This window comes from Legionella cincinnatiensis (genome assembly GCF_900452415.1).
In the GTDB taxonomy this organism is placed as follows: Bacteria; Pseudomonadota; Gammaproteobacteria; order Legionellales; family Legionellaceae; genus Legionella; species Legionella cincinnatiensis.
In genome coordinates this window covers 14,864-40,682 of sequence record NZ_UGNX01000002.1, presented here as the reverse complement: position 1 = coordinate 40,682, position 25,819 = coordinate 14,864, and the positions used below count along the sequence as shown (strand labels likewise).

Below are 25,819 nucleotides of genomic sequence, written 5' to 3'. Positions count from 1 at the left end.
ACAGCCAACCGACTTAAGGCTTTTCTGTTGTTCTTAATGGCCTTAACTCACCACGTTTTACCTCATCTGGCATGGCAAAGGAATATCGTCCGAGCATATTAATATGACCATAACCATATGCGGACAATCTGGCTACATCTTCATCGTATACAGGGAAGCCTTCTTGTCGTAATTGATTAATGGCAGCATCCATATAAATAGTATTCCAAAGTGTAATAATATTTAAAACCAATCCAAGGGCGCCTAACTGATCTTCTTGCCCGGCGCGATACCTCTGATGAAGTTCCCCTCGCTTACCATGAAAAACAGAACGACCTAAACTGTGTCTGCCTTCGCCCAAATTTAGTTGTACCAAAGTCTGACGACGGAATGACTCATCATGAAGATAATTGAGCATGTGGATAGTTTTGTCAATTCGCCCAATTTCGGCAATTGCTTTGGCTAAACGAGTTGGTTTATCAGCAACTTGAAGAGTGCGCATAATGCCTTCTGCGGGAACTCTCCCGAGTTTTAATGAAGCCAATAAACGTAAAATATCATCCCACTCAGGAGGAACAAGATTTATATTTATACGACTTTTTGCAAGTACATTGAGCTTTCCATAATCAGCCAACGGATCAATCCGCCAGAATCTAGCACCACCCATATCAGCCAATCGCGGACTGAAACGAAGTCCCAACAAACGAAACAGTCCAAATACAATATCACTGTATGCGCCTGCATCTGTCATGATCCGCGTTGGCTGTAATTCCGTCTGTTGCTCAAGAACAACGCCTAACAATATTAGGCTATCACGTAAAGTGCCAGGTACTGTTACAGCATTTAAGCCAGTTCGTTGATTAGAGATTAGATTGTACCAAGTGACACCACGACCTGATTTAAAATATTTTGGATTTGGAGCAGCGTGCACTGTTCTAACCGGTACAACGAAGCGCATGCCATCAGCCGATGCAATATCGCCTCCGCCCCATTTCTTAGCTAATGGAATTTGATTTTGAGCAGAAACTAAAATGGCATTGACCGCCATTATCGTTTCATTTCGAATATAATTTTGATCAACCCATACCAATCTATCTCTTTTTAAAGCAGGTATGTCCTCACGAACAAACGGTTCTCGTCCAGTATTGCAAGCGTCTGCTAGCAATTCAGCACATAAACTGATTAATAGATCCTCAGCACGCGCACTTCCTTCATTGATGTGGGTAAATCCATCCGCAAATCCAGTACGTGTGGCTATCTCAAGTACCATCTCGGGTAAATCGACACGTGGTAATTTGGCTTTTACAGCAGCTCTCAATGCTTTTAATGATGGAGGCTCATCAAGTGCATCAAGCTGAGTTAGAATCAGCTCCTCATTACCCTTAACTGTTTCAAATCGAACAGCAGGGTTATTATCAATATTTGCAGCAACTAACCGATACACTTGATGTAGTTCATCTGTAAGGCTTGTTATGGCTAACGTTGGGTCAATTGTTAAATTTAATGAGCGGCAAATCATAGGACGTATTGCCTCCCACTCTGAGCCAGAATAAAGATTGGCTCTTGGATCAGCATACCGCCAACTCGGACTTATGAACACATCCCTATGTTTCAGTGCCGATTGCAATTTATCAAGAACACAAAATGTATATGCTGTTCGGTCAATTGTAGTTCTATTGCTATCCCGGCCAGTTATTGATGTTATTAATGCAAGCTCTTTATTATTTGCGTTTTTTTGAACTTCCTTCATGTTTAAAATGGATTTTTTCAATTTCTCAACTTGAGATTGTTTTTTCTCTGGTACAACGATTTCCTTAATTTTTTTATTGATAAGATCAGCATATAAAAGTTTATCGTTATGCAAAATGATACCATCTTGGGTTTTTACAAGTTTCTTTATGACGCGATAAGTGGGTCGTGGTTCGTCTTGTGGCCAATTGATAACGCTACATTCATTTTTAATAACAATATTATGTTTCCATGATGTTCCAATAATCTCCATTGGCGGTTCATCCGTTTGTTTTCCCTTTAACCATTCAAGACTGGCAAGAAGAGGTTTTCCCGCTTGATTACTATCAAAATTTATTACTCGAAGGAGCGAAGGTAAAAATTTCTGAACTGTTTTTTCCTTTTGTTCAAGCTCATGATAAAACACATTACTTGGCGGCCTGATTAAGGCAGTGGCATTTTCAACTGCAGATACAAGCGCTTCATGACCTACTGTTGTATAAATTGTGTCCCGAATTTCATGATCACATAATTCTGTATTCAGTAGTAATTTACATGCATCGACCAATGTGGCTGTAGCTTGATCGAGATCTTTAAGAGTTCGCAGTCGTGTATTTTTATTTTCTTGCTTGGCCTTTGAGAATAAATCACGCAATACCATACTGAGCACGTCCAGAGAATCATCTTGGGAGTCTGACTCAAAATGATTCGCAAAAGCAACGAGCGTCGCCATTTTACGCTCAAACGGCAAGCGGTTGATGGCTGTAATTTTTGCCGTATTAGCAAAGCGTGCAAGTGTTGCTATTTTACAGGCGGGGATGCGGTACAGTGGTAATTCAACACTAATGTTGCGGGCAGACTCAACCCGTTTTAATGCTTGCACAAGAGCTGTGCTACTGATGCTAACCGGACCTTTACGCAGTTTATCAAGCAATGACAGATGTTCGTCATCCTCTACCACCAAGAGGTCATTCAGTTTTTCCTGTTGTGATGCGCTTAAATTTTTAATCAACATTCGCCATAAGCGAGACTCCATCCTGGAGCGAATTTCTGCAACAAAACGCTCAAGAACTGTAATACCTGGTAACAATATTTTGTTGGTCGATAGCCAACCCACTGCATGATCAAAAAGCACTCCAGGTCTGTCAGTACCAGTCCAGCATAGTGCACATAATATGCGACCAAGACGATAACGACTACCTTTTTCAGCAAATTCTATATAGCCATAACGCGCTCGAATTTCAACAGCATGACGCCAACGCTGCTCACTTTTCATGTACATTGATATGCAACTTTCAGGATCATTAACCTTGATTTGAATAGCAACTCGCTCAATTACCACACGAGGAATCTGATTCAAGTCGGAAATAAAAGCTCCAATAAATCGAACTGTTGTCAGCTGTAATGCATAACCTAACCTGCTAAAGTCACCACGCTTGTTTGCAATCCACTCCATATCCTGATCATCGAGGAAAAAAAGGCTATCTACGATATCTGGTGGTAGGTCAGTAGGATATTTAGCGTAATTGTCACATTGTACTGGGGAGAGAAAACTAACAGGCATGTTTATCCAAAATCAATAGGTGTTGTTGCTAAACTTAGAAGTTTTGCAACGGAATTTGAATGCCTTTATTTAAAGGTTTAAATTCGTTGCAAAAATCAGATGCAAAAGTCTATTGTTTTGCGATATGATTTGCAAATAAAATATTAAGGATTGGTTATGAAAATTGGGTATGCTCGCGTTTCAACCACGGATCAAAATTTAGAGTTGCAATTAGTTGCACTAAAAGAAGCTGGTTGTAAACGTATCTATCAGGAAAAAATTTCTGGTGCAAAAAGAGATCGTCCAGAATTACAACGATTACTTGATCAGCTTCGACCTGAAGATGTAGTCGTTGTTTGGAAATTGGATAGATTGGCGCGTTCAACCCAGCATTTATTAGAATTAATAGACTGCATAAGAACAACAGAGGCTTCCTTTTGTTCGCTTTCCGAGCCTTGGGCAGATACCACTTCTCATGCCGGTAAAATGATCATGACCGTATTCGCAGGTATTGCAGAATTTGAGCGTGACTTAATTCGTGAACGTACTGGTGCGGGTCGCGCAGCTGCAAAGCAACGTGGAGTTCGTTTTGGACGACCTGAAAAAATGAATAAAGAACAAAAGTCATTGGCCAAGCGGCTTTTGCAAGAAGATAAATCGGTAAGTGAGATTGCAAAAACGTTTAATGTCCATAAAGCAACAATTTATCGTTTACAACAAGAATAATTCACTACAGATCCCCAATCCTATGGTATTCTTAATATTAAGAATTATTTATTAATGATAACATCTGGTATGGTTTGAGTTAATTTTTATGGATAAAAAATGATCAATATAAAATATGGATTTGGAAAAGAAGTATTGTATTCATTTGATGATGCAATTAAAAAAGTTACTGAAGAACTGCAAAAAGAGGGATTTGGAGTTCTTACAAATATAGATGTGTCAGCAACTTTGAAAAAAAAATTAAATAAAGATATGCCTCCCTATCAAATTCTTGGTGCATGCAATCCACAATTTGCCCATCATGCTTTAGAAAAGGAGCCATCTATAGGTTTGCTTCTACCATGTAATGTGGTTGTACGCCAGGATGATATAGGCAAAGTGCATATTGAATTTATGGATCCAAAATCAGTATTAGAATTGGTCGGCAATCCTGAGATCAATCTGGTCGCTGGAGAAGTAAGACAAAAACTGGAGAGAGTATTAAGCGCATTGTAATGCGCTCATCTACAGTTAAGATTTTAACATACGAAGACCACTTGCAATAACAATAAGCTCACTTATTTCATGGGCTAAAACTGCTATTGGCAACGTAAAATAGCCAGTTACCGCCCCGACAATAAGAGAGCTAATAACAATTATAGATAGTCCTAAATTTTGTAAAATTATATTCCAGGTTCGATGACTAAACTCGATGAGATAAGGTAATTTTAATAAATTATCACCCATTAATGCTACATCCGCAGTTTCTAATGCAACATCGGTTCCAGCGGCGCCCATTGCAACTCCTACATGTGCTGCTGCAAGTGCTGGAGCATCATTTACTCCATCGCCAACCATCATTACCTTACCGTAACGTCTTTCCAGTTCCTCAATTTTTCGTGTCTTATCTTCTGGTGATAAATCAGAGAATACTTCATCTACACCTGCTTGAACTCCAATTGACGCGGCAGTTATCGAGTTATCTCCAGTGAGCATAACAACACGCTCAATACCCATCAATTTTAGGGACGATACCATCTGCCTTGCTGTAGATCTTAGAGGATCAGTAATTGCAATTAAACCGAGAATTTCCTTATCTGTTCCTACTAATACGACAGTCTTTCCAACGGTCTGTAATTTATTTATTTCTTGAATTACAGTTTCTACCAATAGACCCATATCAATAAATAATTTTGGATTGCCAATATAAAATTGTTCTCCATTTATAAAACCCTGAACCCCTGAACCAGTCAATGACTTAAAATGTTCAACAGGTTTATATGCAACACTTTCTGCCTTTGCTTGTTGTAAAATGGCATGTGCCAGTGGATGCTGGGAACGCGATTCAAGGGTGGCAGCTACATTTAATATTTGGTTCTGAGTATAATTATTTAACGAAATGATATCGGTGACCTTGGGTTGTCCTTGTGTTAAGGTTCCTGTTTTATCAAGCGCAATAACCTTTATTTGAACCAATTTTTCTAAATATATCCCACCCTTAAGTAATATTCCGTTTCGACTGGCTGTACCAAGAGCAGCTACAAGGGTAATTGGGATAGAAATTACTAAAGCACATGGTGCAGCTGCAACAATAAACACCGTTGCACGTAGCACCCATTCTTGCCAATGCAGCCCAAATAGGGGAGGTAGGGTAGCTATTAGTACCCCTGCTAAAAGAACGAATGGACTGTAGAGATTGCCAAAACGCTCTATAAATCGTTGACTGCGACCTTTTTTATCCTGTGCTTTTTCAACAAGAAAAATAATACGAGATAACGTGTTCTCAGCAAATTTTTTGGTAGCGCGAATAGTAAGAGTCCCCTCGCCGTTAATAGTTGCAGAAAATACTTTATTTCCCACAAATTTCTCAACAGGAATTGATTCACCCGTGATAGGCGCTTGGTTTACACTAGAATGTCCAGATATGACCTCTCCATCTGTAGCGATGCTTTCACCAGGACGAACAATAAACTCATCTCCAATTTGAATGTCTTCTAAAGGTATTAGGAACTCGCTATTATTACGTCGGACTAATGCGGATTTTGGGGCAAGTTCCATCAATACTCTGATAGCATGTCGCGCCCTTTCACCAGCATAACCCTCTGCTGCTTCAGAAATAGAATATAAAAAAACCAGTGTTGCCGATTCTGCCCATTGTCCCATCACACCAGCAACAATAGCAGCGGTAGACATCAAAAACTCAATACCGATTTCATGTTCTTTGAAAAATTCTTCTATAGCTTCCCGTGCGAAATAATATCCACCAATTAACACCGCGCCTATGTAAAACCCGTTAGCAATTATCCTTGGTAGTGTCAAATATGAGCCTACAAAACCAATAGTTAATAATATACCGGCTATTGCTGCCGTAATGACTTTAGGATTATGCCACAGTTTGGGCATTGGTTCTTTGTGAGAAGGACAAGTGGAGCAGCCCATTTATTTATACCCCTTATTCATAGTTTTCTTCAGAGCCGTAATGTTAAAGCGTCATTGTTACCTAAAAATAAAGGTTTTTAAAGAATTCATCATAGATATTGAATAAAACAATAAAACTATTTGTTCTATTATAGGTAATTTGAAAACTTAATTACTAATGATGAAAAAAATTGGTTATCTATCTGTATTCAATGAAAATACTTGAACAACTTCACAGTTTACAATCCTATAAAATGAAACATACCGAATTATAGATATTAAAAGACCAATATAGTCCTTAAGTCGGTTGGCTGTTCCATTGCTCCCCAAGCCCGAATAAGAACATCCTGTGGTATTTTAATTTCGCCAGCAGAGGCTGAACAAAGACCAGCAAGTATCTTAAGTAAGGTTGATTTTCCTGAGCCATTTCGGCCAATCAATGCAATACGCTCACCAAAATGGATTTCACCACTGAATTCGTGAAAACAGATTTTATGCGGATAGATAAGACCTAGGTCTTTAAATTGAATCGGTTTATGGTGCATGGTTTACTCTTAAGCATGTCTTTTAGGACAATAAAAAATAGAAAATCAAAAATGATTTTCTCTCTTTGCCCTGTAAAAGGGCCTACCTAAGATGTAATTTTCATGGCGTTATAAACCTACTTTTGACGGTTTTTCATATTATTTCAAATTTTAAAGCAAAATAATCACTAAAGTCAATATGAATTTTTGACTGCAACGGAGTAGTATACATAATTGGGTATTTAAGCAATCGAAAAGGCATTAATGGATCAGGTTTGGATTGATGCTCTAAAAGAAAATAAAGATAGGCTTTTTTATTGTCTATCGTTGTTTTATAACACATCAACTTCAGACTCTTGACGTACCTCATTAATATAGGAGCGAAGCTGCATTTCTAATTTAGAAAAATCAATGCGCTCGCGTTATCATGTGGCAACCAAGCGTTCAAAAAATCACGTGCAAACCGAAGGTCTGCCATAGCTGTTCGAAAAAATTGATCGTGTGGGTTAGTAATTTGGTTTTTATTTTTTCATTCTGTGGCTGATCGAGATCTGAAATACCAGCCCCCGTATTATTTGCTATTAAATCAAATAAAAATTTCCCGAAAAGATTATTTTTTTGATGATTTATATGGAATTATGATGTAGCAACTTCAGGAAGACTGGCTGATATTTTTGGACCTTCCAAATATAATATTTAAGAGTAGTGATAGCACTTTATCATAAATAAAAACCATATTCTATTGATAGTAAAAACAAGGGATTTAAAAAAAGGGTAAAATTTATCACAGAGGTGTACTCTAGCGATAGCTATGATTGATTTGAAATGTAAGCAAATGTCTTATATACTAAATGTAAGACATTTACTTACATTGATGAGGTATTTATGGCGCGCACAATGACAGTGGATTTGGGCTGTGAACTTCGTGATTATGTTCAGTTTCTTGTGGATTCAGGAGATTATAGAAGTAATAGCGAAGTATTAAGAGAATCATTACGTCTTCTTCGTGAAAAACAAGCTGAATCAAAGCTTGAGCAGTTGCGTCATCTTATCGATGAAGGGGAGGGGAGCGGTGATCCATTAATGTGGAATGCGGAAGAATTTCTTGGGCGAATGAAGAAAGTACCTCATGCCAAATAAAACATATCGTCTTTATCCAAAGGCTATAGAGGATCTTGAGTCAATCTATTTATACAGTATAAGAGAGTTTGGGATCAAAAGGACAGAAGATTATATTTTGGCAATTCAAACAAGCTTCCAGTATCTTGCAGATGATCCACTTATTTCTCGAACATGTGATTATGTCCGTCAGGATTTGAGGGCTTTCAACGTAGGTTCTCATGTTATTTTCTTCAAAATGACTCATTATGGTATTGCAGTTATTCGGGTGTTGCATCAATCGATGGACTTTAGCAGACACCTTTAACTACTCTTGTAACCATCCATAATGTTTTCAATTAAATTAGGATGTTATTTCAAACATAGCGCTTAATAATTCTTGCTAGCACTGAGCACATCCTCTTTTGCCCGGTAATTGATCGTATGAGTCACTTGCATCCTCAAGGGTGGGATGGTAAGTCATGACCTCCGGAATTCCAATCGAGTTAATAGCCATTAAGAAATACTCTCGACCGTCAAAGCAAATATTGTAAGTTTGTTTTCTATAAGTTTTTGACTCAATAATTTCAATTTTCATTTTAAAGCCTATTATTTTTGATATCTAACAGCATTTCTATTTGGAACAGATCCAGTTTGCATTACCAAATATTAAGGAAAATTTTATTTAATATTTCAATTTTCGATTCGGGATCAAAGGTTGTATGGTTATCATCTTCGGCGTTTGCGATATACATATGCCAATCTTCAATATCTATGATATTTTTGTTATCGAATAATAATTTGGCAAGTATTAAGTCACTTTCAGAAATATTCAACATATCCTGCCATTTTTCATAGCCAGCATAATACGCGATTATGTCTTGAGCCTCTGTTAGGTTAAAATTTTTCTCGTCTACATCAAATGACATTATAATTTCATCTATATCAAAGTGCTGTGGGTTGTATTGATACAAATAATCTTCAATTACATCATCAAAATAAGGTGTTTGGGTTTTGTAATCCTCGATTAGGTTATTTGCTTGGATTTTGAAGTATTCAATATAATCTAAGATAGGATTTTTCGATTGCCTTTGATTAGATTCAAAAACATTTAAATAGTGTCTGTAATTAGAAAATCCATAAAACTTTGAAACCTCATCGAGAGCTACGCACATTGATAAGTTATCGCTTTTCTTTAGTTTTTTTGCTTTTTGCTTAAGATATGTTGGTGAAATTGGAGTAATCATATAAACCTCATTTGCGCTCACTAACGTTATGTCGTCTGCTTCCTATAACATTTATAAGCTATGGTTTATTATGATTTAGAGAACGTTTGTTCAATGACAGTACTCGTGAAAGCTTTAGTACGCAGACGCATGGTTTCTGTCTAACCAAAATCATATTTTTAATCAAACTTGGAAACATGTCAATAATATAGGTACAAAAATAGTTGGTGTAATTAATACCCCTTTTCATAATAGGATGGGTTTGTGGATATTATGACAGGGAAGAGGGTTCGGCTATTTTGATTTCAAACATGGTTCGCAAACTCTAGAGAATCTCAAAATTTAGTCAAAAAATATTATCAACGTTATGTGTTACAGTAGCTATAGTATTTGGCGGTTAATGGCTTTCATTTGATTTGCTGTGGTTGGGTAATGAACTCTATCCTGTCTCCATCTGGTTTTTTTTTGATACCCAGATGGAGACAGAGCGATACAAATTTATTGTTTACTTCTCATCTTATTCATACATTTTCTACATCTTAACACTAAGTTATCAATCTCATAATTAAGAATGGAATTATCTCTTCGGATGAGACAAAGACTGTTTTCAGTTGAATTACCACATTGATCGCATTTATAACCTCTATCAATTGTCAATTTCAATTTAAGTTTTGGTTTCTTACGCTCAAAAGCGGCTTTTGCTTTTTCTTCAGGAGACTTTTCAGGTGGTGGTGGAAATTTATATGTTCCATTTAAAACATCAATGATGGTTCTAGCAACTCGGAGTTGCTCTTCGTTTGCATGTTTGCTGGCAAGTACTAATTCAGCCTGAAATTTAAATTTTTCAAGAGAGGCAAAATCGTAGTATTCCGTTAGTGCTCTCCATCCATGGCCTTGTAATGCATAATGTTCAAAATTAGTCATTTCATACAAAGCATCTATTTCATCACCTTGACTTAAAACTGATTTAATAGCATTGTAAAAATTTTCATTTCCTGTCTCTATTGCTTCTTTAATTTTAACATTAGAAAAATCAATAAAAATTCCTATAGAAGGGGTTTGATAGCCCATTCGTCCAAATTGAAAAGGGAATTCATTAACTTCGATATTCATAGAGTATGACATATAAGTATTCCTGATAATTATTATAAGTTCTTGGTGGCACTTGAGATGGTTGTATTAATCTGGTGGGTTCCAGGGATCTATTCCTTGTTGCATCAAAATATAGGGATCATGTTCATCTACTTTAGACTGAATTTTATCTACCTGGTTAGCTAATTCATATACATAAGATTCTAGCTCATGTAATCGGTCTGCAACATCATGCACATAGGATTTAGGGTTATTATCATAGGACATATCATTAATCTCTTCTTGGTGATCAAGCATTGATTGCATAGTATTCCAATCTTTGTAGCCATTTATCTTTGCTATAGCTTGTAAGCAAGATGAGTGTGAAATATTGCTATGCTTTTCATTTAGGAATGTTTTAAGTAGGTTGGCTTGTTTTTTAACGGATTCTATAGACAACATCATAAGTTCCTCATCAATTGGGAAAAAATACCAGTGTCTGCGTTATGGATTCCCTTTATGATTCAGAATAAAGATAACTACCAATAAACTTGTTGATTAAACTATTTACCATTTCCTTTATAGGATGCAGACGGATGGGTCAGTTTCAAACCTGGCAAGATTGTTTCATTTTTTGAAAATAGTGTCAAATATATTCTCTATTCGAGTTGAAAAATAGCTTTTAAAGATACTTATTGGTTGAGCTATGCTATTTTACGCGCAGCTATTAACCGTTGTAAAATCAGATTTAGTTATCAAATATTATGATGAAGGGCTCATGGTTGGTGGTTGAAAACAACATACAGTACTCATCAAATCACCTTTAGGCTGAACATGGATCTTTTGGATAAAATTAGTGCTCTGGAGGAAGAAGCCTCTCAATTTGGTTTCAAGTGGCAAAGTGCAGACCAAATCATGAATCAAATTCACAGTGAGTGTGATGAAATCAAAGAGCATCTGGAACATGATCCTTCTAAAGCGAATCAAACTGCTTTGCAAGAAGAAATTGGCGATTTACTCCATGCAGTGTTTTCCCTGTGTATTTTTTGCAAGTTAAGTCCCCGAGTAACCCTTGGGCAATCATTAACTAAATTTGAAAGGCGATTACGTGCGGTTAAACTGATTGCTGAAGAGCGTGAGTTGATTAACCTGGAAGGCTTGCCCTTTGATGAATTGATGCATATTTGGGATAAGGCTAAAGAGTTAGTTGGTTAACTGTGGTTTTTGTTTTGTGCCTGTGCGCAGCTGTAAATGCCATTGATTTGAGTTCATCCTTGAACTCTCTAGTGTCTCAACATCCTGTCAACATCTCAGCTGCGCCAAACAAATTCAGTATAGCTTTTCGTCACTATTAAGGCATTAGCCAAGATGCTGTTTATTATGTAAGACATTTTTTGGGGGTAATTTGCTATTAAGTAGTGATTAATGCTCTATTCTTAGTCAAGTTTGATTTGGTCATATAATCGTCATTGCCTGAATTGTTGCAAGCATCAATTGATCATCATCCTTAACTTGTTGAAACAAAGCATAACCGACTAAACTTTGAATTATCATCAGTGCAGAAAAGAACAAAGTCATTTTTAATTTAAAATGGTGCATGACAGTCAAAGTCCTCAGAACAGTTATGAACAAATTATTAATTCATTTGATTAAATTGTGTAATTCTATCAATAAGTGACTTATTTTTCTCTAGCTTTTGCGCTTTACTAATCAGTGTTTCTTTTGAGAACGCTTCTTTCAGCAAAGGCTTTGCCCAAAGCATAAAAATATCGTCACTCGACAGCATAGAATCAAGAGGTGCGGTTCGTTCATCCATAAGAATATCTATAGCACAGGACACCAACCACTTTGATGGTGTGGTTTCACCTTCAGCCATACCTTTAATTGCCAGGGGAGAGTAACTTTTATCTTTGTTATATAAATCTTTGGCTTTAAGGTGTAGTTTTTCAGAACGGTTGTGAATGGCTTGCAGTTCTGCAAATATTGCTTTGATTTGATGGCTAAAATCAATTTTTTTATATTCAGCAAGATTGGCACGATCTAGCAATGCAAGGGCTTGTTCTTTGGAGTGACCTGAGAGTTTACTGGTGGCTATTTTAATTTGCTGAATCATGCTTGTAATCATCGAATCAAACACATTGAGTTCCACTTTTTCTTTATGACACAGGATCTCAATTTGTTCTAAAGTATCCAGAAATTCATAAGGAAGGCGAAAACGAAAATCTGTCAGTGTGTTTGCAGGAGAAGGGTTTAAGTGTTGATAAACAGCTGTAACGTTTTGCATGAATTGTTTAAGTTCAATGGCTTGCTCAGCAGACAGTAAGTCCCATCCCTCAAAACCATCAGGGGCATCCACATGAAAAGAGCCATAAATTGTTTTTAAATCGATTGATTTGACGTAAACCCGTGGAGGTCTACGTAAATTTTGTTTAATTTCAAGTCGTAATAGTTTTTTCATTTTATTATCTCAATCAGGGTAAGTTGTGGATTTATGTAATAATTCGATGCGGTTTTCTTTGAATCATTCATACGGCTATATCCAGTATGAGTTGCTAAATTAATAAAGTATTTGTTCCCTGGCTGTTTGTAGGCGCACTTTACTCGAAAGGCAAAAACAGGGGTCTTGATACAATCTCTAATACAATCTGTTCCCATTACTTTTTTAATAGCAGTTTCATTTCTTTTGCTGGCCTTATTATAAGCCTCTAAAAGAGAGTTTTCGCTGATCTGATAAAGACAGTGCCTTGCTCCAGATCGATTATTATGATCATTAAAATAGTAATTGATATCTGAACTATCGGGTTTTTTAGATGAAGGTGGTCGATAATGATAGACCGCATGCCTTATTGTAAAATAGGTTTTAAAATTCCTTAGTATAGGTGTTTTCGTATTTTGGCCATGTAAGCAAACAAAGTTGTTCAATTGAGCAATAAGCTCAGGTGGTGCCTTCGTTTGGTTTGTAGTAATCATGTTATGGCTCCGGTTTTTCATTATTGTCCTTAGTGACTTTTTTATTTTAGCAGCAGTCAGCACTATGTCAATATATTACAAGTATAAAATACATCTATTAAATAGATGTTATATGTTGACATTTAATTGCTGATTTGTCATAATATAGTTGTTCACTTAGGAACATAAACGATAAAATAAGGAAAAAACATGAATCACTACTCCCTTCAAGTAGGCTCTATCCTTTATGCAAGCTGGGGATATGACCAAACAAATATAGATTTTTACGAAGTGACCAAACTTATCGGTCGCACCACTCTAGAGTTACGAGAACTAGGACAGGAACTTATTTCCGATGGCTCGGGTTTTAGTGGAAAAACCAAGCCAATCCCCGGTAATTTTATAGGTCAGCCCTTTAGGAAAAGAATTGGCATTCATGGTTCGGTGAAGATTAATGAAGTCAGTAGAGCCAGTATTTGGTCTGGTGAAGCGCTCTATTACTCATCTTATGCATAAAAAGACGTATATAAGCGCATACCAACAGAAAGGGGATATGCCTCTTTCTGTTGATAAATTAATTGATAAGGATATTGTTATGATTAAAAAAATTGGAGATAGATTTTGTTTTCTTGTTTTGGATATTACGTATGCTCTTAAGAAGCGGAAGTATAAAAAGAAAATGATGCATTATTATTTAGGCATCAAGTGTTCCAGCTAAAATAATAATAAAAAACGTCATTAAAATAGATGTTTTATGTTGACATTATCGAGGTATTTTGAGATACTGTATTTGTTCACTTAGGAACATAATAGAAAAATAAGGAGCTTCACATGAATACTGAAAGACAACAATTCTTCATTCAATCTCAATTAATTTCAGACAACCAACGATTAGCCTTTCTCCCAAAGCATTTAAATAAAGAATACTTAAGCTTTGAATCCACGGTATACCGAACAATGCGTACTATTTGCAACACATATCATGGTGGATATTGGGATTTTTACGAGCTGAGTAACAATGGATTTTATATAGCGCCCCATTCAAGCGAGCCATTCAATATCTTTGTTCATGGTAATGGCTACGAGGGAAGCGTATCTAGCGATGCAGCGGGGATTATTGCTACAACCTACGCCCTAAATAATCTCGCATGGCGAACCGAATCAGATGAAATAATAGATAAATATTACGCTCTCTTAGATTTTGCCGGACAACATCACGAATTTAAGCAAATTTTTGCGGCAATTGATTAAATCCCTCCCCACAACAAAGTGATCATTTGTTGTGGGGTTTTAGAGGAGATGAATAAAATTAGAGGGATATAACATGCAATTACATTTATTCCATGGCAGAACAACATCTGATAAGTCTTTGCAAGATTGGGGTTTTGATGGTCCAACGATTAACGGAATTACTGGGTTAACTGGTACATATGGCGGAATATATGTTCATTTTGAGAATGAGCAAGACCTTTATAAAGGGTTTTTAAATTAACATTTATATTACACATTCCAACATATAAATGATATTAAAACATCTAATTAAAAGACGTATTTAATTGACTTTTATTCCTAGTTTTGTCATAATGTACTTGTTCGTTTAGGAACATTAAAGAAAACATAGGAGAAGAAATCGTGTTACCCATCTTATCTAAAGAAAAATTATTTAAATTAGCTCCTTCCATCTTCACACAAGATAGTTCATATAAAACAAGTGCTCAGTACTCACCAATCTCAACAGAGCAAATCATTGAAAAATTAATCTCAGAAGGTTTTTTTCCGACTTGGGCAACTCAGACTAAAAGTCATAATCAAGAATCGAAAGCATTTGCAAAACACATGCTCCGTTTTCAACGCCATGATGTGATGCAAAATAATCAGGGGCTTTACCCCGAACTGGTTCTTATTAACTCTCATGATGGTTTGTCTTCTTATCGTCTAATGGCGGGTCTTTTTCGGGTTGTATGCAGTAATGGAATGATTGCTGGACAAGCGTATAACGAAATCAGAATCAAACATCAGGGGGATGTTCTTGGGAATGTCATTGAAGGCACCTACAAAGTGATTGAGACAGCAAATAACATGCTTGATGTATCAGATGATATGGCTTCCATTCATTTAAATGACGATGAAAAAATGATTTTTGCAGAAGCTGCACATTCACTAAAATTCTCTGATACAGAGGGGGGTATTATCGTTAATCCTAAGAGTTTATTGCAACCAAGGCGTTATGTAGATCAAAAAGATAATGATTTGTTTACGGTGTTTAATGTCCTGCAAGAAAACTTAATTAAAGGCGGTATCCGTGGCCATCGTTTAAATAAATACGGTTACACCACTCGAACGAAAACGAGAGAAGTAAAAGCCATTGATCAAAATGTGAAATTAAATCGTGCCTTGTGGACTCTTACTGAAAAAATGATGGAAATAAAAAGGTAACAGAATTTTTTTGAGGCAAAGAACAATCTCTTTGCCTCATTCTGAAAATAGCGTGTTAACAATAGTAAGATGAAAGGAACATTTGATGAAATTAAGACTATACCACGGACGCAATACCCCAGAACAAGAAATGGATGATTGGGGCTTTGAAGGGGCAACGCTTTTGGGTGTTGATGGCATTATCTGGACATACGGGGTTCCTAGGGTGTTTTTTATTAATGATGATTATTTTAATATAGCCAAGGAAGTAACAGGGTGGGATGAAATTGCTGATGGTTTAGAGATGCGTGTTTATGAGGATTTAATTAAAACTAAAGATGGGTACTTTGGTGATTGGGAGTTAATTAAAATAGAGTAAAATTTCAATAAAAAAGCCCAAAGTCCATGGGCTTTTTTTAGATTCTAAGAGCGTCTAATAATACTGATTTAATTAAAAATAGACATAAGAATTATCTTGAAAATTTATAAAATCTGAATCTATATTGATTGGCTTAATTTTTTTGATTTTTTATGTTGTTTCCATTCTTTGTCTTTCGAAAAAATCATAAAAGCAGATTCTTCAAAAAAATGGCTAATATCATCAATACCAACCCATGAGCAGTATTCTTTTATTTCTGAGTAAATGTCTTTACTGATTTCTATTTTAATTTTTTCTTTTTCAGGTGCTTTTCTTGCGCTGATTAAAGCCATAATAAATCCTCAATTTAATATCAAAATTAGTGTCGTTAATAGCGATTGTTAAATGGATCATAACTGCTGCTATTGTACGTTGAATAATTATGATAATCATTATTCCAATAATTGTCTCTATCGGATGCACTGGAACCAAAAGAATTTCCCATGCTGTCTAAAGCGCCAATCATTGGTAATCCTGTAGCAGGATTAATTTCTGTATTATTTGATTTGGAATAAGAACGAAAAGAATGCTGTTTAGCATATTTTGCTTTTTCATTTTCAGTCCATTCGCTATATGGTCGAAAATGAATGACTTTAGCAATTTTTTTCAGAATTGTTTTTAATATGCCCATGATATAAATATCCCTATTGAGTAACACAATTATAAATAAGAGAATCCAATGAATCACAAGTACGCAATTATTATGCGCTTACCAATATATTAATTTAAATAAACTATACTAAAACGGCCAGTGAAACACGCACAAAAAAGCAAAACTAAAGAAAAAGAACACACCCTTCGCAATGTTCATTGCATAAAACATATTTATTATTATTCAATAACTTACGTACAGATTTGCATTTTTAATTCTGCTAACTCCTCTGTTTTATATAGGTGTGTATCCACTCTTTAATAATAATCAATAACTTATAAAATATCAACACCCAATCCACACCTACCAATTGAATATAAATAGTCTATAAAACAATAATACACACCTATTCGACACCTATAGTTAAATGATATAATTATTCAGCATCAGTTAAAATTAATGCACTGAACCTGCATTCTAAATTTAAAAGAGGATTTTATGCCCAAGGCTTATTGTTATTTAAATCAAAAAATCATTGATCAACTCGAATCCATTAAAAAAGATGAAGGCCATGATTCATCGTCTCAAACAATGAAAGAAATGATTGAGCTAGGGATAAAGGTTTATCTCCATAATAAAGATAATCCAGTGATAAGCGAGGATGAAAAAAGACGTTTAGAAAAAGAAGAGGAATTAAATCGTCAACACACGACTCATCTTTTAAGATTGCTTGGAATCAGTGCTGATATTTTTCGTTGTGTTTATGATAAAAATAAACTTCAAAGTGATTCGAATAATGCCGAAGAACATATCGCAGAACTTAAGAAAAAGGTAGATAATTTCATTGAAGGATTTATCAATAATTAAGTGATATAAATGGTATTTACCGTTAAATTTTCAAGTAATATAGATAATTTTAATTCTAAAAATTTCACCAAGAATTGGACATTAATTGTTTTAATTGGAAATGAGTGGTTAATCCAATTAAAGTAAATGCGCCTAATGAAATAGCTAAACTACCATAATAAAACAGATCATTTCCATTGGGAAAATGAACTATTTGGTCAATAAATTCGATAAATAAAAAATACAATATCCAAATCAAAAATAACCACAGAGACAATCCCCTTTTTACATCGAAATAAAAACAATGAATACGACTTAATATTGCTAAAACGATAAAAAACGGGAGCGATATAAAATAGAAGAACATTTGCATTCCAGATGGCTCATACGCAACCTGTAATAGGTTATTCATTTTAGTGGAACAAGCTATTAATACATAGACATAAATAAGGTAGGATGATGATCCATTTATCAATATAAGAGAGATTATTCCACTTATTTTTTTCATATAAAAAATTCCTATGATCAATTAACAGATTTTAATATATTTCCATTTCTTCTCGCTGAAGGGTCTTTAATTTATCAATTGAATTGTTTTTAATTTCAGGAATTTCAAGTTTCATCTGTCGTGAAATGTCTTCAAGGCACTTCTTAATTTGTTCTTGATTTAGATCTGTTTTATTAAGGCTTCCAATCAATTTATCAACACTAACTGCTTTATTTAATGTATCAACTACTCCTTGTATCCCTCCGCTTTTATTGACATCATTAAAGTCTTTTTGATGCAGAGGAATAGCAATTTCTACAGTCTTTCCATGCTGTTTTAATCGTTCAATGGTTTGAATAATTACCCTATCCTCTTTAATGGGTTTACCATCATTATCCATGCAAATGACTATTTTATCAGTGAGCAATCCCATATCGATATTTACAAAATTTTCTTTTCCCAGTGTCGCTATAACGCGATCATTTTGAACTGCATCTCTGATGCTTAGTCCTGTTTCTACACCTTCTGCAATATAGGTGACACTTTCATGCCCTGTACCCTCATTTAGTATGACTCCAGCGCCGGCCTTTGAGCCATAAGTTTTCTTAGGTTTCATCTTCATTATCGCTTTATTCGTGGTTTCATTATCCAGATATACCGCTTCAACGCAGGCTACTTTATTGTCTTTGTCTCGCGCAATATTCAATAGTGCTGGCCTGTAGCGAACTTCTTCGGTATCTTTAGTATAAACATGGGGATGAAAGCGAATATTTTCTCCAGAAACATTATGAATCTTTCTGATTTCTTTTAAATATCGCTCTGCTATTGTACCTGATATGGGCTTAGATTCTCGCGCTAATTGCATTCCATAATCTGATGTTTTTCTTTTCTTATCAGAATCGATTGCTTGAATCTTATTAGGGTTTTTGCCTACTAATTTAATTTGTTCCTTTAAGTCATCACCTGTTAATTTTGCAGCATATTCAAGACTTTCTTTAAAGTTTAGATTTAATGTTTTTTGAATCAAATGAAGCATGTTTCCTTTTTCCCTTGTTTCAAAGTTATGCCAAACACCCCTTTTTTCTCCACGTAAACAGATGCTTAAGCTGCCGTTAGTACCGTATCGATATTCTGTTTTTGAAGAAAGCGCTCTATTGGGTTCTCCAAGTAGTGTTTCAATCACAAGCTCAGCCTGGTCGGATAAATGTTGTGACAGCGCGTTGGCATCATAGCGAGCTTCCTGGTTCTTAATTTGGGGCATGTTTTGCGTTGGCTTGGGTGATTTAGGTGGCTCATTGAGCGTTTTGGTCTTTATTGGGGGATTCAGACGGCCAAGCGATTCCAATGCAGAAGTTTTTTCAGGAGTAACACGAAGTTGTTTTTTTAGTTTTTTATGATCGTCTGTATAAATCATCGCATGCAAGGAGCCTCGGGTTACCATGATATAAAATGAACGCAGATGGTTTACTTGAGCATTTTTAGTTTCAGCAACTCCAATAACAAATGGCGATGAAGCTCCTTGAATGGAGTAACTGGTAGCAGTATAACTATAATCCCAATGGGAATCCTTCAGCTGTTTTTTTTCCAGTACGTGCGCCACACCACTACTGTCTTTTACGGTAAATGACTCATCATTTACCTCCGTCACCTGCACCCTTTCATTAGCGAAACGTCCCAAAGTTTTATCAGATTTTTTAAAGTGAATTTTTTCACCCACCGAAACCCTTCCTGGCATGGATTGAAACAATTCAATCTTCCAGTCTTTATTTTCTTTTTCAGGAACAAAGAGACATTTATTTCCTTTCGTATCATTTAATACCACTACTTTCGCTGACTCATCTACCGAAACCACTTTAAAATAGTGATCTCCTTTCTTTAAAAAATAGTCTTCTTTCTTTTTTAAACAATCCCGATACGTTTCACAATAATAAAGCTCTGCAGTGGTGTAATTCGTGCTTAGTAGCCGCGGAAACTCTTTGTTTTCAAGGCCTATGCTAGACTCTTTCATCAGTGCATTTCGAATCAGACCATTTGCAACTTCCCTTTTTTTATTCTCATGAATGATAACAATGGTGTTATCACGGCATGCGGGTGTACGTGATAAATAATCTCCTACAGCCATTTCTATGGGGCTTTTTTGTTTCAATTCTTCCTGGAAGAGCTCTCTCTGTTCTTGTTGAGTGTGTTCCTGTTCCAGGCTCGTTTGGGTCGAATGGCCTGTTTCAATAATTGAAGAGGTAATGTCATTGTAAGGACTATCGGCTTTAGTCCGGGTGATTGAGTCTAAGGGTTGATTAGCTAACTGAGTTAAGGCCTTATCAATATCCCCCGTGATTAATGTTTCGATTGCTTTTTTGTATCCGATGACTTGTTGTCGTACCAAATCATCCATACAGGCCACTCTGATGCTTCCTTCTTGAATCAATATCTTGCTTGGCTTACCACTTTCAATGCTTTGATGCTGGCTAATATCGCCAAGCATTGCGCAACGAGCGCCCGAATTATGAATTTTTTGGATGAGGCTTGCGCAATCTCGATTAGAGACCATAGAAGATTCATCAAGCAGCACAAGTGTTTCTTTGCTTAATGTCGATTCCTGTTCTTGTTCAATAAGAAAACTCTTTAATGTTTGCGCTTCAATGCCCAGCGCCCTCATTTCTTTTACAGCCTGGTGTGTGGGCGCAACCGCAATCAGCTCAACCTTTTCATGAGTCATCGATTGAACATGTCTGATGGTGTCAATCGCACTTCGAGTCATGGTTGTTTTTCCTGTTCCTGCATAACCCTGAATCATAATAAACTGATCGGATGTAGTCGTGATTAACTCACAGGCTTCTTTTTGCCCTTTGGTAAGGTGCGTCAGTTCTAATTGTTTTCGTGCTTCATCACCACTCATCAGCGGCTTTATCATGTTAATGCCTGCTTTAACATTCTTGATAATTGACTCTTCAAATGCCACTGCTTCTTTGGTGGTCAATATCTCGTTCCCCCCTGATATTAATTCCCCATTAGTTATGACCTTATCCAAGACGTTATTTAATTCGTTAAGTCCTGCTTTTCCTATAGCCTGATGAACAGCAACCTTAAGCAAGTCTGACCGAGTAAAGGCTGCTTCTCGTTCCGAAAGATGCGCTATTGCAAAATTCAGCGCTTTTTCTGCATCACTTTTCGGGGTTTTTTCCGCGGTTAAAACAGTTAAGGCCTGTTCCAGTGACGTGAGCAGATCAGCTGTGGTTCTACGGTCAATAATCTGTGCACCATGATTGGTTTTGGCGGCATCCAAAGTCAGCGATATCGCTGAGGATTTTGTTGCAGTCTTCATTGCAAACCGATTAGCCTTGTCCACATCATCCGTAATAATCATTAATTCTTCTTTGCTCGATTCGCATAATACCGACATGGTATTTTGTTTGAGCGCATAGGCCGGTAGTGTCATAATGGTTTGTTTCACGGGTTTAATATCATCAGAATAAATGGTTTTGGCATAGGCATGGCTCAATGGGAAATGCTTTTCGTTACTTGTGATAAGATGAATAGTTTTTTTTCCATCTTTTATTTTTATTCCATGGCGGGTAAATGCAGTGACCTCATATTGGTTGCCGATTTTTAATCCTTCAAAGGATAAACTGCCCGTAGCAATTAATTGATCTCCTATCCCTACTGATAATGGTGTTTGTTCATAAACCTGCATGGAATCTGTAATATTTTTAGCAGCAAGTTGTGATCTTGCCCCGTAATGATTCCGAACAATCAATTGATTGTCTTTTTCATTGACACCGATTACCGTGAATTTTTTTGATTCTGTACGGGTGTTCTGGATTAATACCCAATTGGGCTGATAACTTTTGGCCAGTTTTTTTTCACTGAGGGTCAAGGACATACGGGTTAACGTATTTATGCTCTTTTCATCTACTGAAATCTCCCCGTGCTCTTTTAACTGCTTACGGATTGCTTCATTGACCTCTTTCGCTTCGAGCTTTGAGACAGTTAATACTTTTGTATTCTGCCTCTGGTTCAACGGCAAGTTACTGTACATTTGTGCTGTTTTTAGAATACGCCCTTCAATCGTTTTTTCTTCTATGAGATTGATGTTGGTGGCAGGCGCTTTCCTGTCATCAACATCAAATGTTTTTATGCCGGCTTTATTCAACAAGTCGGGAATATCGGAGTTAAAACCAGAAAGGGATTGTGATTTTTCCAGCAAAATGACTTTGGCACTCCGCTTGTCGGCAATAGATAATAAAGTATTCATCTCGTCAGGTGTCAGACGCTGTGATTCATCCACAATCAGCACCTCGCGCTCCTTTTTACTGTTAAAGAAAGGTAATTTATGCTCTGAACGATGACGATAATTAAAGCCTGCTACTGTTTCACACAAATCCTGTTTTCCAATAGATAAAATCCATTGCCACAGGGTAGGCGCTGATTTAGTCATGTCCTTATTCATCGTCCGCGCAGAAAATGCAGAAGGAGAAAGAATACGAATTTTTTTTGAATCCTGTGAATAATCAATTAAAGTGCTTAAGAGCTCACGCGAGGCAGCGCTTTGTTGTTTGATGCGCACAACTCCTTCTTTGTTAAATAAGGCTTGAGTTACTGCTTTTTGAATGGACTCATTTTCCGTGAGTTTGCAAACCTTTTCCGTATTGCGTTCTATGCCTTTTTTTTGGTGTGTGAAGTTCACGATTTTTTTAATGAGCTCTTGTTCCTTGTTAATGAGCTTACTCGTTGTAAAAGAGGAGTTTTCTGTATTAAGAGCAATCAGATTTTGTGCATCAATTTCTTTATCAATCCGTGACATCAGCGCTTCAAAGCCCTGTTCACCTAAGGAAAAATAAAGGCTCGTCTGTAACACTTCCTGATAGGTAAAGGTTAGTTTTTTTTCCTCTAAATGCTCAATTGCATCAAGAACACTTCTATCGAGTTCTTGATTATTGGACATGGCTTCTTTGGGCGTATGCAATTCTTTAGTTTTTTCTTTTAAGGTGGCAAGATAGGTGGATGGATTAATGCCTAACGCTTCACTTTCAGCGCTCCATCGTGTGCGTAATTGCTCTGGAGAAACCATTTCCTTTGATTTCCTTGAATCCAGAGTTGCCCTGTCATACGCTTTTAATGAATGAGAGTGCATCCCTTTAATATGTTCTTCAACCTGGGCACGGCGTTTAGAGATTTGTTCCAACAATGCCTTATCAAAATGCTTGATTTCAAATAAACCATGAGCATCACCCGTATGCTCTATTTCGAGTCCCATTTCTTTTAAACCCAGAGCTATTTCAGATCGGTACACAAGCCCCAAAAAGATTTGATTATTCATAATCCATTCCATGGTGCCATTATTGCGACTGATATCAGAAGCCAAAGCACGCCATTTGCCATCCAGACGCTCGGTGAAATTCATCAACAATGCGTGCACATGCAGCTGAGGATCAAGCTCTCGGGAGGTATCATGAAGAATGGCTGCAAAACAAAGATTCCCTGTTTTTTCATATTCCATGCCATCTTTTCCTGATTTACGGGCTTCTGCCGCCTCCTTCTCAATCAGTTTTAAGACTGTCTTGACCGCATTAAGGTGCAAATCAATAAATTCTTTGTGTTCACAAACCAGTCCAAGATACGACACGGATTTTGGGGCAGAAAAAGTTAAATCATAGCCGCCTCGCCTGTTCATTTCACCAGTGGCTGATTTCAAGCCTTTAATCAGATCGCCACTTGGTAATTCGCCACTGACAAGAGACTCAAGGGTATTTACGTTAACTTCTCCAGAAAGATTTTGACGTGCAGCACTTAATCCAAACCATTGGGTAACCAATTGGTTCGTAAAATAATAATTTTCCTGATCAAAATAATAACCAGGCTTTTTAATGGGTTTAACTCGCAGACTTAACATGATTTATTCCTCTATCAAAAAATGAATTCTTTATCGGACTCGCGTTCGATACGTTTGATGTTGCTTGGCGCTTGCACCTCAAAACGATTGCCGGTGGGCTCATGAACAGCAGAATCATTTTTAAGATGTGCATCACACGGAGGGAGAGACGATATGGCACGAGGTAAAAAACCTGCGGCCTTTATACTTCTTTTTTGATAATGAAGTTCCAGCTTTGTAATAGGGTATTGACCTGGCAATCGCAGATAACAGGTAAGCGGATCAAGTCCCATAATTTCAGGATAGGTTACTAAGGGGCGTGTTATACGGTTTTTTCCTAATGAAATACCGTCACGAATGGAGTTTGCTCCATAAGAGTAATTTTCTCGGGTGTCATCAATTTCTTCATCCCCAAGCTCTTTACTGACAAGTTGCGCCATTTCATGGCTTGGACTTGCAAAAAAGGCTCGGGTATTAAGCAAATCAAAAATTTCAGCTGCCCCACTACGCCCATATACCTTCTCTAATTGACTAAAGCTCTGCATTCCCAGAAGAAAACAGCCGCCAAATTTCCTGACTTCAGCAATGGTTTCACCCAATAAGGGCAATTTGTGCAGGCTTGGTAATTCATCGCAAATAAACCAAATTCGCCTGTTCGCGTCTTCTGGCAAACTTAAGAGTGTCAGTGATGCCATGGCAATCCACATCGAAATCAACGGCTTTAAAGATTTATGTTGTTCCCCATTGCTTGATATAAAAAGCCAGCCCTCCAAATCTTTATTTAACAGATAATCACGAATGGAAAAGGAAGGCTTCCCAGACTCATCAAGCCCACTTAACGACTGCATTGATTTAAGGTAAGTTGTAATGACGGAGCGAATGGAGATGGCTGTTTTTTCTATTTTATTACTGACCAAAGTCGCTGCAGCTGTACCGCTGAGATAAGGTTCCAACTCGCTAAACTCGCCAGTTACAAGTAACCCTAACAGCTTGGATAAGGAACGTTCTTTATCCTCACGCATTTGACTTGCAAGACAGGAAAACACGGTACGTGCCGCATTAACCCAAAACGGATCGTTTTCTCCGTGCATGGGGATGAGGCTTTCTGCCATATTTTCCAGTAATTCATCTTTTGGGGCTTCCAGCCATAAATCCCAATTAGCGCAGCGTGCATCAAAGGGATTGAGTAAGACATCATGACCTTCCTGAAAATACGCCTGAGTAAACGTGCACCCCTTATCATAAACAATGACTCGGTCGCCACGCGCACGTAAACAATCCATCAATTTCATGATGAACTGACTTTTTCCCATACCGACCGTACCATGTACTAATAAATGCTGTACCTCTGAGCCTTGCAAAAGAGGGAATCCATCAAGATGTAAATCAGATGCTTTTCTTTGCTTTATTATCTGTTTTTTAAGTGTTTCTGATGAGACTAAACTCGCCCCTCGTATAAATTGGTTTTGTGTTTGTACCTTTCCTCGATAAATGAAATATCGGCTCACAAAAAGTGCCACAATCAACGATAAGGGAAAACTCCATAAAGTTGACTGTAACAAGAAGGTCAGTAAACGATCTGAGGTAGCAGAAAAATAGTGATTGTGGAGAAGCTGCTCGACAGTTTGTGATGCATACCCCCCTTTAACAGGGATAGAAAATACATGTGACACCCCTGCCAGGTGATAAAAATGAGCCGCGTGATAGGACACCGTCTGTCTTATCATTCCATGTGGCGCAAAGATACAGGTCAATACAATGCTTAACCCTGCCCAAATGAATAAGTAAACATGAAAGAGCGCTTTGTTAATCTGAAACCACATCCGCAGATTATGGAATGAGATCTGGCCTCCCCGGGTATAATGTTTGTAATTGGATTCATGGCTCATTTTATCTTCCTCCTGCTTGTTTTGGGCAAAGCAGCGGCTTCCACTGCTTGTATTTGTGGTTA

At 36.9% G+C, this 25,819-nt stretch carries 24 protein-coding genes and 2 pseudogenes; 11 read left to right on the top strand and 15 right to left on the bottom strand.

From position 1 onward, the window contains the following. Nucleotides 1-13: 13 nt before the first annotated feature. Complete coding sequence (locus DYH34_RS17765) at nucleotides 14-3,271, bottom strand: Tn3 family transposase (protein ID WP_058464686.1); 3,258 nt, start codon at nucleotides 3,269-3,271, stop codon at nucleotides 14-16. Nucleotides 3,272-3,427: 156 nt separating this feature from the next. On the opposite strand from DYH34_RS17765, the gene DYH34_RS17760 reads away from it, so the two are divergent. Further along, nucleotides 3,428-3,976, top strand: coding sequence for a recombinase family protein (locus DYH34_RS17760; protein WP_012187538.1), 549 nt, complete (start codon nucleotides 3,428-3,430; stop codon nucleotides 3,974-3,976). Nucleotides 3,977-4,075: 99 nt separating this feature from the next. After that, nucleotides 4,076-4,471, top strand: a complete 396-nt coding sequence (locus DYH34_RS17755; RefSeq protein ID WP_012187539.1) for a DUF302 domain-containing protein — start codon at nucleotides 4,076-4,078, stop codon at nucleotides 4,469-4,471. A 15-nt stretch (nucleotides 4,472-4,486) separates the two neighbouring features. Here DYH34_RS17755 and DYH34_RS17750 read toward each other — a convergent pair whose 3' ends face one another. The 3 genes and pseudogenes from DYH34_RS17750 to DYH34_RS18495 form a co-directional block, all read right to left on the bottom strand. After that, nucleotides 4,487-6,394 carry a heavy metal translocating P-type ATPase gene (locus DYH34_RS17750; RefSeq protein WP_012187540.1) on the bottom strand — a complete coding sequence of 636 codons (1,908 nt, stop codon included), beginning with the start codon at nucleotides 6,392-6,394 and terminating at the stop codon, nucleotides 4,487-4,489. A gap of 320 nt (nucleotides 6,395-6,714) precedes the next feature. Beyond that, a pseudogene (locus DYH34_RS17745) lies at nucleotides 6,715-6,918 on the bottom strand (ATP-binding cassette domain-containing protein); the annotation flags it as partial. Nucleotides 6,919-7,051: 133 nt separating this feature from the next. Continuing rightward, nucleotides 7,052-7,411, bottom strand: a pseudogene (locus tag DYH34_RS18495) (Rpn family recombination-promoting nuclease/putative transposase). 371 nt (nucleotides 7,412-7,782) lie between these two features. On the opposite strand from DYH34_RS18495, the gene DYH34_RS17730 reads away from it, so the two are divergent. Further along, nucleotides 7,783-8,037 (top strand): type II toxin-antitoxin system ParD family antitoxin, encoded by a 255-nt coding sequence (locus tag DYH34_RS17730; protein WP_058464683.1) that lies wholly within the window; start codon nucleotides 7,783-7,785, stop codon nucleotides 8,035-8,037. Further along, complete coding sequence (locus DYH34_RS17725; protein WP_058464682.1) at nucleotides 8,027-8,323, top strand: type II toxin-antitoxin system RelE/ParE family toxin; 297 nt, start codon at nucleotides 8,027-8,029, stop codon at nucleotides 8,321-8,323. The genes DYH34_RS17730 and DYH34_RS17725 overlap by 11 nt, the downstream gene beginning before the upstream one ends. Nucleotides 8,324-8,654: 331 nt before the next feature. Here the strand turns inward: DYH34_RS17725 and DYH34_RS17715 are convergent, their stop codons facing one another. From DYH34_RS17715 to DYH34_RS17705, 3 genes are all read right to left on the bottom strand, one after another. Then, nucleotides 8,655-9,242, bottom strand: coding sequence for a hypothetical protein (locus tag DYH34_RS17715; RefSeq protein WP_058464680.1), 588 nt, complete (start codon nucleotides 9,240-9,242; stop codon nucleotides 8,655-8,657). A gap of 477 nt (nucleotides 9,243-9,719) precedes the next feature. After that, complete coding sequence (locus DYH34_RS17710; RefSeq protein WP_058464679.1) at nucleotides 9,720-10,346, bottom strand: HNH endonuclease; 627 nt, start codon at nucleotides 10,344-10,346, stop codon at nucleotides 9,720-9,722. A gap of 54 nt (nucleotides 10,347-10,400) precedes the next feature. Continuing rightward, entirely contained in the window at nucleotides 10,401-10,757 is a 357-nt protein-coding gene (locus DYH34_RS17705) for a glyoxalase superfamily protein (protein ID WP_131775193.1), read from the bottom strand. A 369-nt stretch (nucleotides 10,758-11,126) separates the two neighbouring features. Here DYH34_RS17705 and DYH34_RS17700 point away from each other — a divergent pair, with 369 nt between their 5' ends. Then, nucleotides 11,127-11,507, top strand: a complete 381-nt coding sequence (locus DYH34_RS17700) for a MazG nucleotide pyrophosphohydrolase domain-containing protein (protein WP_058464677.1) — start codon at nucleotides 11,127-11,129, stop codon at nucleotides 11,505-11,507. Between the two features lie 240 nt (nucleotides 11,508-11,747). On the opposite strand, the gene DYH34_RS18150 is transcribed toward DYH34_RS17700, so the two are convergent. Genes DYH34_RS18150 through DYH34_RS17690 form a run of 3 tightly spaced genes read right to left on the bottom strand, consistent with a single transcriptional unit; the run spans nucleotide 11,748 to nucleotide 13,262 of the window. Further along, a complete protein-coding gene (locus tag DYH34_RS18150) occupies nucleotides 11,748-11,891 on the bottom strand; it encodes a hypothetical protein (RefSeq protein ID WP_157061449.1) in 144 nt (47 codons plus the stop codon). A gap of 37 nt (nucleotides 11,892-11,928) precedes the next feature. Continuing rightward, nucleotides 11,929-12,750, bottom strand: coding sequence for a hypothetical protein (locus tag DYH34_RS17695; RefSeq protein ID WP_058464676.1), 822 nt, complete (start codon nucleotides 12,748-12,750; stop codon nucleotides 11,929-11,931). Continuing rightward, nucleotides 12,747-13,262, bottom strand: a complete 516-nt coding sequence (locus tag DYH34_RS17690) for a hypothetical protein (RefSeq protein WP_058464675.1) — start codon at nucleotides 13,260-13,262, stop codon at nucleotides 12,747-12,749. The genes DYH34_RS17695 and DYH34_RS17690 overlap by 4 nt, the downstream gene beginning before the upstream one ends. Nucleotides 13,263-13,451: 189 nt before the next feature. Between DYH34_RS17690 and DYH34_RS17685 the strand changes: the two genes are divergently transcribed. The 5 genes from DYH34_RS17685 (at nucleotide 13,452) to DYH34_RS17665 (ending at nucleotide 16,035) form a co-directional block, all read left to right on the top strand. Further along, nucleotides 13,452-13,757, top strand: coding sequence for a hypothetical protein (locus DYH34_RS17685; protein WP_058464674.1), 306 nt, complete (start codon nucleotides 13,452-13,454; stop codon nucleotides 13,755-13,757). Between the two features lie 315 nt (nucleotides 13,758-14,072). Next, nucleotides 14,073-14,492 (top strand): antirestriction protein, encoded by a 420-nt coding sequence (locus DYH34_RS17675; protein ID WP_058464672.1) that lies wholly within the window; start codon nucleotides 14,073-14,075, stop codon nucleotides 14,490-14,492. Between the two features lie 73 nt (nucleotides 14,493-14,565). Beyond that, nucleotides 14,566-14,733 carry a hypothetical protein gene (locus DYH34_RS18145; protein WP_157061448.1) on the top strand — a complete coding sequence of 56 codons (168 nt, stop codon included), beginning with the start codon at nucleotides 14,566-14,568 and terminating at the stop codon, nucleotides 14,731-14,733. Nucleotides 14,734-14,873: 140 nt separating this feature from the next. Continuing rightward, the gene (locus DYH34_RS17670; protein WP_058464671.1) at nucleotides 14,874-15,677 is read left to right on the top strand and encodes a DUF932 domain-containing protein; all 804 of its coding nucleotides are present in this window, start codon (nucleotides 14,874-14,876) and stop codon (nucleotides 15,675-15,677) included. Nucleotides 15,678-15,762: 85 nt separating this feature from the next. Continuing rightward, nucleotides 15,763-16,035 carry a hypothetical protein gene (locus tag DYH34_RS17665; protein ID WP_058464670.1) on the top strand — a complete coding sequence of 91 codons (273 nt, stop codon included), beginning with the start codon at nucleotides 15,763-15,765 and terminating at the stop codon, nucleotides 16,033-16,035. Nucleotides 16,036-16,154: 119 nt separating this feature from the next. Here DYH34_RS17665 and DYH34_RS17660 read toward each other — a convergent pair whose 3' ends face one another. Further along, on the bottom strand, nucleotides 16,155-16,367 hold the full coding sequence (locus DYH34_RS17660) for a hypothetical protein (protein WP_058464669.1): 213 nt from the start codon (nucleotides 16,365-16,367) through the stop codon (nucleotides 16,155-16,157). Between the two features lie 35 nt (nucleotides 16,368-16,402). After that, entirely contained in the window at nucleotides 16,403-16,732 is a 330-nt protein-coding gene (locus DYH34_RS17655) for a hypothetical protein (protein ID WP_455727392.1), read from the bottom strand. Between the two features lie 432 nt (nucleotides 16,733-17,164). On the opposite strand from DYH34_RS17655, the gene DYH34_RS17650 reads away from it, so the two are divergent. Further along, complete coding sequence (locus DYH34_RS17650) at nucleotides 17,165-17,533, top strand: hypothetical protein (RefSeq protein ID WP_042238349.1); 369 nt, start codon at nucleotides 17,165-17,167, stop codon at nucleotides 17,531-17,533. Between the two features lie 64 nt (nucleotides 17,534-17,597). Here the strand turns inward: DYH34_RS17650 and DYH34_RS17645 are convergent, their stop codons facing one another. From DYH34_RS17645 to traD, 3 genes are read right to left on the bottom strand one after another with little or no spacing between them, the layout of a single operon-like run. Continuing rightward, the gene (locus DYH34_RS17645) at nucleotides 17,598-18,020 is read right to left on the bottom strand and encodes a hypothetical protein (protein ID WP_058464667.1); all 423 of its coding nucleotides are present in this window, start codon (nucleotides 18,018-18,020) and stop codon (nucleotides 17,598-17,600) included. 31 nt (nucleotides 18,021-18,051) lie between these two features. After that, nucleotides 18,052-23,889, bottom strand: a complete 5,838-nt coding sequence (gene traI, locus DYH34_RS17640) for a conjugative transfer relaxase/helicase TraI (RefSeq protein ID WP_058464666.1) — start codon at nucleotides 23,887-23,889, stop codon at nucleotides 18,052-18,054. A 14-nt stretch (nucleotides 23,890-23,903) separates the two neighbouring features. Then, the gene (gene traD / locus DYH34_RS17635) at nucleotides 23,904-25,757 is read right to left on the bottom strand and encodes a type IV conjugative transfer system coupling protein TraD (protein ID WP_058464716.1); all 1,854 of its coding nucleotides are present in this window, start codon (nucleotides 25,755-25,757) and stop codon (nucleotides 23,904-23,906) included. Nucleotides 25,758-25,819 lie beyond the last annotated feature (62 nt).